This window comes from Desulfoluna spongiiphila, assembly GCF_900101345.1.
GTDB classification, from domain to species: Bacteria; Desulfobacterota; Desulfobacteria; order Desulfobacterales; family Desulfolunaceae; genus Desulfoluna; species Desulfoluna spongiiphila.
Genome location: NZ_FMUX01000003.1, coordinates 297,798 through 308,841, shown reverse-complemented (window position 1 = coordinate 308,841; position 11,044 = coordinate 297,798). Strand labels below are relative to the sequence as shown.

Annotated in this window: 8 protein-coding genes; 4 read left to right on the top strand and 4 right to left on the bottom strand. The window is 55.5% G+C overall.

The window, feature by feature from the left end; translation table 11 throughout:
- Positions 1-148: 148 nt before the first annotated feature.
- Positions 149-505: a transposase gene (locus tag BLQ12_RS27885; RefSeq protein WP_254782013.1), complete on the bottom strand. Its 357-nt coding sequence runs from the start codon at positions 503-505 to the stop codon at positions 149-151.
- Between the two features lie 275 nt (positions 506-780).
- A complete protein-coding gene (locus BLQ12_RS27880) occupies positions 781-1,350 on the bottom strand; it encodes a DUF4372 domain-containing protein (protein ID WP_092209483.1) in 570 nt (189 codons plus the stop codon).
- Between the two features lie 468 nt (positions 1,351-1,818).
- Between BLQ12_RS27880 and BLQ12_RS06550 the strand changes: the two genes are divergently transcribed.
- Positions 1,819-3,225, top strand: a complete 1,407-nt coding sequence (locus BLQ12_RS06550) for an ATP-binding protein (RefSeq protein ID WP_254782007.1) — start codon at positions 1,819-1,821, stop codon at positions 3,223-3,225.
- A gap of 399 nt (positions 3,226-3,624) precedes the next feature.
- Here BLQ12_RS06550 and BLQ12_RS06545 read toward each other — a convergent pair whose 3' ends face one another.
- Positions 3,625-5,010, bottom strand: coding sequence for a sigma-54-dependent transcriptional regulator (locus BLQ12_RS06545; RefSeq protein WP_092209479.1), 1,386 nt, complete (start codon positions 5,008-5,010; stop codon positions 3,625-3,627).
- Positions 5,011-5,083: 73 nt separating this feature from the next.
- A complete protein-coding gene (locus tag BLQ12_RS06540) occupies positions 5,084-7,057 on the bottom strand; it encodes a c-type heme family protein (RefSeq protein WP_175469547.1) in 1,974 nt (657 codons plus the stop codon).
- A 468-nt stretch (positions 7,058-7,525) separates the two neighbouring features.
- Here BLQ12_RS06540 and BLQ12_RS06535 point away from each other — a divergent pair, with 468 nt between their 5' ends.
- The 3 genes from BLQ12_RS06535 to BLQ12_RS06525 all read left to right on the top strand — a co-directional run bounded on the left by BLQ12_RS06535 (position 7,526) and on the right by BLQ12_RS06525 (position 10,996).
- Complete coding sequence (locus BLQ12_RS06535) at positions 7,526-8,254, top strand: amino acid ABC transporter ATP-binding protein (protein WP_092209475.1); 729 nt, start codon at positions 7,526-7,528, stop codon at positions 8,252-8,254.
- Positions 8,255-9,014: 760 nt separating this feature from the next.
- On the top strand, positions 9,015-10,316 hold the full coding sequence (locus tag BLQ12_RS06530) for a response regulator (RefSeq protein WP_175469546.1): 1,302 nt from the start codon (positions 9,015-9,017) through the stop codon (positions 10,314-10,316).
- A gap of 80 nt (positions 10,317-10,396) precedes the next feature.
- A complete protein-coding gene (locus BLQ12_RS06525; protein ID WP_092209471.1) occupies positions 10,397-10,996 on the top strand; it encodes a chemotaxis protein CheW in 600 nt (199 codons plus the stop codon).
- Positions 10,997-11,044 lie beyond the last annotated feature (48 nt).

Sequence of the window (11,044 nt, the reverse complement as noted above, 5' to 3'; positions counted from 1 at the left end):
GTAGTATTGTCCAGCGTAAAAGAGACCGGAGATCACTACTGACCAAAATAGCCTCTCAAAGAGTAATTTTCTTCGAAAGGTACCTGTGATTATTAGATGTTGTTCAATTTTTGAAGAACAGGCTCCATTATTCTGCCTGCTGTCCAACTCACGTGAATGGGGGCATTAACTGTACTGACAAAGGTTCAAGTGGTAGCACATCATATGGCTGATCTATCCAGGCCCACAAATCCCGGTGTGTAAACAGGTTCCACCTCAAAAAGGCAACCAGATTTGACACTGACCAGCCAAACTTTGATTTTGCCTGAAGGAACTTGATGATCAACATAGCGATACGTGCTGTCCAAATATCTATCATCAGGGCGTTTTCAGAGGTTCCAACGAATGTTTTGATCCGCAGATTCTGCTTTATCGCTTTGAAGAACAGCTCAATTTGCCACCGGTCCTTATAAATGGCTGCAATCGTAGTCGCTCCAAATGTCCTATGATTGGTTAGGAGCTCGATGTACCTGTCATTGTCCTTATCGAAGACGATAATTTTTCGAAGTCGATGGGGACATTTTTCATAAGACTTCTTGTCTGTGAACTCAATCTCTTCGGCGCTGATAATGTTTCAAATTTTTGGAATCGTCCTTGTTTCCACGACTCGATAAGCGGCATTGGTTTTAGTCCTCGTTACAAAATGGACATGACCCTCAGTCCACCGAGAAAAAAGCTTGTAATCGTTGTAAACTCTATCCATTGCCATTATTGACTCTGGGGCGATATTTAAATTTTTCGCTACGGTGACATCCTGCGTGCCACCTGTTGTGATATGTATAAAATTTGGGGGGTAACCATCATGTCTAAAAGAAGATGCAGCTTAACTGCACCCTTTGCTCTTCGAAATTTTGCCCATGGAAACAGCCCCAGGCAAAGGGAAATCGTTGAACTGTCAAGTGACAATAATTTGATTTTAAATCGAAATTTATGCCTCGTCGGGGCAAGATACTGGCATTTGTTAAGGGTTTGATAGAAGAGACTTCGACACATCTCCCAAGGTCGTTTCTGGTTTGCATATGACAGTGTCGACTTGCTTGGGGATTGTTTCATTCCAAGATACCTCAACTTACCATTGGCCGAGGCCAAACCACCGGATATTTCTCGGAGGCTTTTTGCTTGGGCTATTTGGCAAAAAAGCATGGGAACAAAATGATCCCAGCATTTGAAGCCTTTCGAGTTTCTTTCAGCTCCGTGAACTGAGACTAAGCGGGCAAATTCGTTACGGTCAAAAAACCTACTATTTGACTGAAAAGGCTGGAATGACGTACCATTGGTATGCTCCTTGTTTGGCGAGGTCTTTGTTTGCAAACTTAACCATGTCTTATAAGGAGCTTCTTTTTAAATTCTCACCGGTTTACCTCCGGTCAAACCCTATTTTGGACAACAGTGATTTCAAACAAATCTTCGCACGAAGAAATAGTGAAGGGACTACTTTTGGTTTAATTATTTAAAGATGATTTGTATTCGCTGATCGTGGCATATCCGACAGTTGGACTTCCCAAAGAGTAAGACAAAATTGTTTCAAAGTATAACGACATGGTATTTAAGCGAAGCATGGAAAATTTATACCTCACTCGTCTACGAGACTGGCTTCTTCCCATGCTTATGAACGGTCAGGTGTCTGTGGCGTAAAGGACTTTTTACAATGAGAGTCGCCGGTATCTGACATAACTGCATCCAGATATTCCGTATCCTTTGAGAGGCTTTGAGACGATGACCGTTGATCGATCCACCGAGTATTTGTTGAGCCTGCTCCACGAACTGCGGAATCTTCCCATGGAAACCGAGTGGGTGGAGTTCAAACGCAACAACGGCAATCCCGAGGAGATCGGCGAGTACCTTTCCGCTCTGGCTAATAGTGCGGCGTTGATGGGAAAGGTGCATGCCTATCTGGTCTGGGGGGTAGACGACGCCTCGCAAGGGGTGGTGGGCACGACGTTTGATCCGGCGACTTTACGTGTGGGCGGTGAAGAGCTGGAAAGCTGGCTGCTGCGTTTGCTGTCGCCCAAGATCAATTTTCGCTTTCATTCACTTCAGGTGGACCAAAAAACGGTTGTGATGCTGGAGATCGGAGCGGCTTTTCGTCACCCCGTGCAGTTTAAGGGGACAGAGTTTATCCGTGTCGGATCCTACAAGAAGAGGCTCAAGGATTATCCCGAGAAAGAGCGAGAGCTGTGGCGGGTGTTTGACCAAACCCCTTTCGAACGCGAAATCGCAGCAGAGCATGTCTCCGCAGGGGATGTTCTGAAGCTGCTGGACTATCCGACTTATTTCGATTTGCTCGGGCTTCCTTTGCCCGAAGGCCGCAATGGTATTTTGGACGCCTTGGCCTCGGATGAGATGATTGCGGCCGGAAAGGGAGGCTCGTGGAATATTACAAACTTGGGAGCGGTATTGTTTGCAAAACGTTTGGCCGATTTCCGGTCCTTGAAACGAAAAGCCTTGAGGGTTGTTCTGTATAAAGGGGAAGGCCGGGTCGAAACGGTTCGAGAGCAGGAGGGGACCAAGGGCTATGCAGCAGGGTTTGATGGGCTCATCGGCTTTGTCACTAACCTGCTGCCCAGTAATGAAGTGATCGGCAAGGCCTTTCGAAAGGACGTGCCCATGTTTCCCGAACTGGCCATTCGCGAGCTCGTTGCCAACGCCATTATTCACCAGGATTTTCACGCCACCGGTACCGCACCCATGGTCGAAATTTTCGACCATCGCATGGAGATTACCAACCCCGGACTTCCATTGGTCAAGACCGAACGGTTTCTCGACAGTCCCCCCAAATCACGCAATGAAGCGTTGGCCTCGTTCATGCGCCGTATTGGCGTCTGCGAGGAGCGTGGTAGTGGCGTGGATAAAGTCGTGTTTGAGACCGAAGTGTTTCAACTGCCTGCACCATTGTTTGAAACCACCGACGAACATACCTGTGCCGTCCTTTTTTCCCACCGAGAATTTAAGGATATGGACAAAGATGATCGCATTCGAGCCTGTTATCTCCACGCCTGCCTGAAATATGTGCAACGGGATTTTATGACCAATACCACGCTGAGGGAGCGGTTCGGCATCGAAGACAAGAACAGCGCCATGGCCTCACGAATTATAAAAGATGCCATCACCTCGGGCCTGATTCGTTGCCATGATGAGAGCGTGGGAAGTAAGGCTCGAAAGTATCTTCCGGGCTGGGTTGAATGATCGTTTTGAATTTGTTTGACTGTTGTTTGACTGGACGGGGCTTTGTTTAGTGGTTTTTTTTCTGAAACATCTATTTATCGGTATGTTATAGAATTGTGTTTGTTTGATAGGTTTTTTGAAAATGGGGTTTTATATCGCCCAGCTTATTTTTTGTAGATCCGGCGGGACGTTTTTGTCATCGCTACCTCCCCTTTCCCTGGGGTAATCCGTTCTCCCTCCAGCGGGCCGTAAGGCCCCCGCATCATGTTTTTAGACGAATGAAACAGGCCACTCTTGCAGAGACAGTAGCCGGGTTTCACCCGTCACGCGAATGCTCCGAAATCGATCGTATGACGGTATTCTCCATGCATTCGCCATGGGGTTCCCAGGTGCCCCACCTTGCCGCCAGAGGCGCTCTCTTTATTTCCTGTACGACTCCACATCAATGTTGTAGCGCTGGATGATTTTCTGGAGGGACTGGCGCTTGATGCCGCTTTTCCGTGCGGAGAGGGCCACGTTGCCGAAGGTGGCGGAGAAGAGGCGGTGAAGGTAGTCCCGGGTGAAGGATTCGATGATGTTGTCCTTTTGGTCGAGGTAGGGCATGGCAAAGGGATCGTCCTGGGTGTCGGCATGGGACGGGGTGTCCGGGAGTTCGCACAGGTCGATGGTGTCGCCCGGGGTGAGGGCCACCCAGCCGGTGAGGGTGTTCTCCAGCTCCCGGGTGTTGCCGGGCCAGGGGCGGCTGCAGACCGAGGCCATGAGGGCGGGGGAGAGCTGTTTTCTGGGGAGTTTCAGGTCACGGGAGGCTTTGGAGAGGAAGTGCTCCACCAGAAGGGGAATGTCTTCCCTGATGTCGCGCAGGGATGGGAGGGTGACCGTGGCGACATTGAGGCGGTAGAACAGGTCGGCACGGAACGAGGTGTCGTCGATCTTGGACTCCAGGGCCTGGTTGGTGGCGGCCAGGATGCGCACGTCGATGGTGTGGCTCTGTGTGTCGCCTATGGGTCGGATCTCCCGGTTCTGGAGGACCCGCAGGAGTTTGGTCTGGAGGCCGGGTGAGAGATCGCCGATTTCGTCCAGGAACAGGGTGCCTCCCCTGGCCTGGTCAATGAGGCCGACCTTGTCGGTGTCGGCGCTGGTGAAGGCTCCTTTTTTGTGGCCGAAGAGTTCGCTCTCCAGGAGCCCTTCCGGCAGGGCCGGGCAGTTGACGGTGACAAAGGGTTTTCCCTTGCGGCTGCTGGCCTCGTGGATGGCCCGGGCGGCAAGGTCTTTGCCCGTGCCGGTTTCACCGCGGATGAGGACGGTGACATCGCTTCGTCCCAGCATGTCCAGGGTGTCCAGGGTGTGTCGGATAGGGGCGCTGTTTCCCACAATGGGACTTCCCGAGGTCTCGGCCAGGCGGGCCGTGAGCTCGCGGTTTTCCCTGAGGAGCCGGTGGCGCTCCAGTCCTTTGGTGACCATGCGAACGAGGGTGTCCGAGGCAAAGGGTTTCTGGAGGAAGTCCCAGGCTCCCTTTTTCATGGCGGAGACCGCCACATCGATGGTGCCGTAGGCGGTCATCATGATGACGGTCTGGGTGGCATCGCCTGCCAGGATCTGCTCCAGAAGGTCCATGCCGTCCATTTCGGGCATGCTGATGTCGCTGAGGATGAGGTCCACGGGCTCTTTTTTCAGGATGCCCAGGGCGTCTGTCCCGCTGGCTGCGGTATGCACAGTCACGGGCAGGGCCATCTGAAGGGTTCGGGACAGGCCCCGTGCCAGATCGGTTTCATCATCCACAATGAGGATGGTTTCACGTCGCTCCATTTACTTTATATCCTTTGTCTCCGGCGGCAAGGTGAGTCACCTTGAAAGCTGCTTGCCGCTACGCTTTGTATATTTATCCCCTGCCCGCCGGAGGTACGCCTTTTGTATTTTTTGTCCCCAGGGGCAGGGTGACGACAAAGCGGGTCCCTTCCCCGGGGGTGCTGTCCGCGTCGATGGTGCCATCGTGTTGCTTGACGATGCCGTAGCTTACAGACAGGCCGAGGCCGGTGCCAACGCCTTTTGCCTTGGTGGTGAAAAAGGGCTCGAAGATGCGTGCCCGATCCGAGGGGCTGATTCCGCTGCCTGTATCGGCCACCGTCACCTCCAGGTGGCGGGCATCCACGAGGCGGGTTGTTAGGGTGAGGGTCCCCCCGTCCTCCATGGCCTGGATGGCGTTGATGACGAGGTTCATGAAGAGTTGCCGGATTTTTTCAGGGTCCAGGGGGAGTTCGACCCCTGTGGCCATGTAATGGGTCTGGGTGGTGACCCTGCTTTTTTCCATGCGGTGGCGCAAAATGGAGAGGATATCGTCCAGGATGCCGTGGAGGTCGTGCATGAGAAATTCCGGTTTGTTGACCCGGGCGAAGTTGAGGAGGGATTCCACCACATGGGTGCAGAGGGAGGCGTGTTTGGTGATGACACCCACGTCCTCCTTGAGCTGGTCGTTGCCCTCCACCTGCTTGTCGATGAGGTCCGCATAGCAGCTGATGACCCCCAAAGGGTTGTTGATCTCGTGGGCAAAGCCTGCGGCGAGCTGGCCCACGGAGGCGAGCTTTTCGGTCTGGGCAAGGTGGGCGTTGATCTTTTTTTGCCTGGTGATGTCCCGCAAGACCATCTCCATGCCGAGGTAGTTCCCTGACGCGGCATCGAAGAGGCCTGTGGCGGTAAGAAGGGTGTCGATGCGGACACCGAAGCGGTCCACCATGGAGAGCTCCTTTTCGTAGAGGACCAGCCCCTCCTTGATCTGTGCATCCACGGCCGCGGCATCGCGTCCGTCCCAGAAGAGGGTGTGAAAGGCCTCGATAAGAAAGGCTTCGGCCATGGAGTCCAGCTTGAACAGGGAGAGGCCTGCCCGGTTGATGTCGGTGATGCGGTCGTCGGCCCCGAAGAGGAGGATGGCGTTGGGGCTGTGTTCAAAAAGGCGCCGGTACTTGCTTTCGGAGCGGGTGAGGTCGTGGTGGGCTGCTTCCAGGTCTTCGGCGGCCTCTTCAAAGGCCAGGGCCAGCTGGTCCACCTCATCGCCGGGGGGCAGGGGACCGGCCGGAGTACCACGTGGGCTTCCCGACAACCGGGAGAAGGTCTCAAGAAGGTGGGAGAGGCGGTTGTGTACCGTACGGTTGAAGAGGAGGCGAAAGAGCCCCATGAGGCAGAAGAGGGCGAGAAAGCCCACGATAAACACACCCCAGGCCTTCTCCTTGATCTGGATGCGGTAGTGGGTCATGGGGATATAAAGGGTGTCGGCCGCCACCACCTCCCCCACGGCGTAGCCGTAGCTGGCGGCATCCCCGTAGCGCTCCCGCAGCTCCCGCGGGGAGTCCTCAGGGACTCCGTGGCACCTCAGGCAGGAGGCCTCCACGCTGATGGGCTCCATTTTGACGTAGTGGGTGCCGTCGTCCCGGGTGATGATCCCTTCCCAGCCAGTCTCCCCGCGGTGGCTGTCAAACCAGGCAATGCGTTCCTCTTCAAAGGTGTCGGCCCGGTTGAGGGGGTTGCGGGGGTTGTCCGCGGCCCGTTTGTAGGTGAACTCGGGAAATCTTTCGTTGAGGTTCTTCATGATCTCGCGGGAGATGAAGGAGGTGGACATGGATTCGATGACAAAACGGTTGGGTGGGAGTTCGGTTTCCATGACAGGGCGCAGGACATCCTTGGCGTACGTGCGGATGGCCGAGGCGGTTGCCAGGTGGCGTGCGGCGTTGTGGGCGGCCTGCTCCTCCACCTGGTCGGAGAGCCAGGCGTACTCCGCAAGGGAGACCACGCTGCAGAAGAGGAGCAGGATGGCGGAGGCCCCTGCAAAAAAACGGTTTTTAAGGGACGACTGACGCTTCATATCGCACCTGCGTTGCATGGGGTGGACGCCGGGCGGGGCTCTTGCCGAACGGCCCCGGCCAACAGGGCCGGTGATCGTCTCGGAGCGAAAGTCCCCGGGAGAACCTGATTTTTTCTATAGCACAAAAGGGGCCTTGAAAGAAAATCCCTGTGGTACGGGCGGGGTCTTGAATCCCGACGGCTTATCTCCGGTCCCCTGGGGCAATGCCCATGGCGGGCCTGAGTCTTCATGATTGACTTTTGTTTCATTGTCGTGAACAATCTTTCCTTTAAAAAATGAGGCGTTCATAAAAAAGTCACCGGCACAGGCACAAGGCCCGGCCGGGTCCCTTCCCTGTCACGGTGAAGGGCATCATGGTGTCTCTGGGAGACCGGCCCGTTTGACTTTTGCGCGGCCACCACACCAGAATCGAAGAGCACGGCCCGACAGCCAAGGGGCGGTGCGAGAAATCCATCGGGAGCATGGCGGATGATTCAGTTTGATAAAGTAAACAAGTGGTACGGGGACCTGCATGTTCTCAAGGACATCGATTTTCATGTGGGAGCCGGGGATGTCACCGTGGTGTGCGGGCCCAGCGGGTCGGGAAAGAGCACCCTCATTCGCTGCATCAACCGCCTGGAGCCCATCGACTCGGGGTCCATTGTGGTGGACGGCATGGCCGTCCATGATCCGAAAACCAATTTGACAAGGCTTCGCACCGAGGTGGGGTTTGTGTTCCAGCAGTTCAACCTTTACCCCCACATGACGGTTCTGGACAACATCACCTTGGCGCCGAAAAAAGTTCGGAAAACAGGGGATAAAGAGTCCCGTGAGATAGCCATGGAGCTTCTGGCCAAGGTGGGGATCCACGACAAGGCCGATGCGTACCCTTCCCAGCTCTCCGGCGGTCAGCAGCAGCGGGTGGCCATTGCCCGGGGTCTGGCCATGAAGCCCCGGATCATGCTCTTTGACGAGCCCACCAGCGCCCTGGACCCGGAGATGATCAACGAAGTCCTGGAGGTCATGATGAATTTGGCCAGGGAGGGGATGACCATGGTGGTGGTGACCCATGAGATGGGGTTTGCCCGGGAGGTGGGCAGTGAGGTGGTCTTCATGGACAACGGGGTGGTGGTGGAGACCAACACCCCGGAGGCCTTTTTCACCAATCCGGAAAACGAGCGGACGCAGCTGTTCCTCAGCAAGATCCTGACCCACTAAAACCAGGGGACCACGCGTGGTCCCACTGCCAGGCCCCGCGACCGATTCCGGGGATGCGTCGTTTTTTACAAAGAAAAGAAACAAGCCCCATGCTGCCTGATCAGCATGGGGCTTTTTTTGTGCCTTTTGTCAATGGGAGCCATTGCTCGTGTCATGACTTACCCTCCGGTATGATCCTGATACTACACCGATATACGCGTCGTATAATTGTGCTTTCTTGTGGGGTATCCGGGATTGTGAACAATCCCCGGGGGCTGGCGATCCAGAGCAACCCGGACATACCTAATGGGTGTGTCCTTTGGGGTAAAAACAGGGAATGTGAAAAGAAATGGGGTGTGTTCTGTTTTATGAAAAATAGGAAATACCGAGGGGGGTGTTTTGTTTTTCGGACGGTTGTTCACTTTAGTGTAATCCTGACGGCCCGAGGCCGCGGCTCAAGCCCCGGGAAAGGCACGCCGGGCAGGCGGGCTTTGGGCATTTCGATGGAGGGTGGTCTGGCTGAAAAGGAGTAAAAGTCATGTGAATCTGTCCGGTTGCCCGGGGACGCCTGTTTCCTTGTTTTGTGCGGTTTGAGAAAATGACAGGGTTGGCCCGTTTCCTGCTTTTGTTTTTCGCGAAGCATTGTGCGGTTTTTTTGCGGGGGGGACTGCGGCATGCTTTCCGTGGCGTTGAAGAACAACAAGAATATGCATCTTTCAGGGTGCTGATTAAGGTGGTGATTTTGGCCGGTACTTCGCATGACTACGTAAGGGGTTTTTCCTTGGACAGCATGGTGACCATGATTGAGATGAACCAGGAAACCTGGTCGCTCAAGCTCAGGTCCGAGGGGCGGGTCGGGTACCTCTATTTTACAAACGGCGAGATTGTCGACGCCGCCGTCCGGGAGCTGAAAGGACACGCCGCAGCCCTTGAGCTGATCGCCTGGGAGACCCCTGAAATCGAGATCATCAAGTTCTGCAACAAGCCCAGGCGAATCCATACATCCATGATGCAGCTGCTGCTTGAAGGCAAGCGGATGAACGACGAGACCAAAGAGGCAAGGGACAAGGAACGCAAGATCTTTGAAGAGGCCGTGGCCCATGTCGAAGGGTTCCGGCTGAAGCGGGGGCAGCAGCTCCTGGTGGCGCTGTTGAATCGCAACAAGAACCTGGCCGGGGCCTGGCTGTGGTACTCCCGGACCATAGGCTCCCTGAAGAGCATCGAAGGGGCCATTGACCGTGCCCAGTTTCTGGCCCCGGAAGACGGGGTCATCGTGGCGGAGAAAGAGCGGTTTAAACGGGCCGCAAGCGCGGTGACCGATGAGCGTGTAAAGCGCTGCCCCTTCTGCTGGGCCCCCTTGAACATGAAAGCGATCCAGTGTACGGACTGCGGGTTGCAGCTCCTGATTACCCGAACCTGCCTTGCCCCGGGCAACCACCCGTGCAACTCCGATGTCATTGATGCCTCGGTGAAGCGTTTCTCCCAGGTTCTGGAGCGGGAGGCGCATCGAAATCTCTATGCTTCGTACTACATGGCCATGTCCCACTTTAACATCAAGGATACGGATCGCACCTTAGAACTCCTCAACGACACCGTGGCCCTGGCAGGCGACCAGCCGTTTTTTTCCGATCAGCTGAAGCTGTTTCTTACCTGGATGGCCGCCCAGCAGGTCTCGGATGAAAGCGGAATGGAGAGCGTTCGGCAGGCGGGCGTGGCGGGGGACGGCAAGACGATCCTGGTGGTGGAAGACAGCGCCACCACGCGCAAGGTCATCGGGGCGACCCTGAACATCAACGGGTACCGGATCATCGAGGCGGTGGACGGCCTGGAGGCCTTGAGCAAGCTCAGTGAGGAGACGCCGGACCTGATCCTGCTGGACATTATCCTGCCCAAGATGAACGGATACGAGATCCTCTCCATTATCAAAAACAAGCGTGACCTCAAGAACATCCCCGTCATCATGCTCACCAGCCGGGACGGGTTCATGAGCCGCATGAAGGGAAAGATCGCAGGCAGCGCAGCGTACCTGACCAAGCCTTTCAACCCTGATGCCTTGTTACAGGCCATCGTCAAGCATATTTAGGGCCCCGAAAGAGACCCGTCGCGTACCCGCACGGGCATAAGGTCTTTTGGCCCAGTATTCGAAAACGGGATGATTTACGAATGGACGATCAAGAGAGCAACCGGCCCGCCCCCATGGCGGGCAACGAAGGGTCGCCTCCTCTGGAGGAGCTTCTGGCCGAGATGACGGCAGCGGAACCTGAGCGTGCCTTCCATGGCGAAGGGGCCGGAGACCCGGAGGAGAGGGGTGGCGAGTCGGAGCCGTATATCCGCTTCAGGGTGGACGGGGTGCATTTTGCGGTTCCCCTGAAACACGCCCTTGAAGTGGGCAAGCTCCCCGGGGTGACCCCGCTGCCGAACCTTCCCGGCTGGGTATCGGGAATCAGCAACATTCGCGGGGACGTGGTGTCCATCGTCGATTTAAAGGCATTTTTCGGGAGGAGCCCCTCGGCCCCCCCCGCAGGCGGCAGCATGATCCTGTTGCAGACCCATCACCTGAAGGTGGGGTTTCGCGTGGATCGGCTGGATGGGATTGCCTCCCTGAGCGAAGGGGAGTGGACGGTCTCTTCCAACCCCTTTACGAAAGGGGACATCACGCCTTACCTCGCAGGGGTCGCCGCAACCGGCGACTCGCTGCTCTACCTTCTCGATGTGAAGGCCTTGCTCACATCAAGCCGGATGAACAGCTTCCGAAAGGCTTGAACGGGCAAGGATGAGGGGCTTATCGTGAGCTTCGGGGCCGTTACGACA

Coding starts and splice junctions, on each gene's coding strand:
- BLQ12_RS06550 (WP_254782007.1), top strand. CDS start 1,819: ATGGAAACCGAGTGGGTGGAGTTCAAACGCAACAACGGCAATCCCGAG.
- BLQ12_RS06545 (WP_092209479.1), bottom strand. CDS start 5,010: ATGGAGCGACGTGAAACCATCCTCATTGTGGATGATGAAACCGATCTG.
- BLQ12_RS06540 (WP_175469547.1), bottom strand. CDS start 7,057: ATGAAGCGTCAGTCGTCCCTTAAAAACCGTTTTTTTGCAGGGGCCTCC.
- BLQ12_RS06535 (WP_092209475.1), top strand. CDS start 7,526: ATGATTCAGTTTGATAAAGTAAACAAGTGGTACGGGGACCTGCATGTT.
- BLQ12_RS06525 (WP_092209471.1), top strand. CDS start 10,397: ATGGACGATCAAGAGAGCAACCGGCCCGCCCCCATGGCGGGCAACGAA.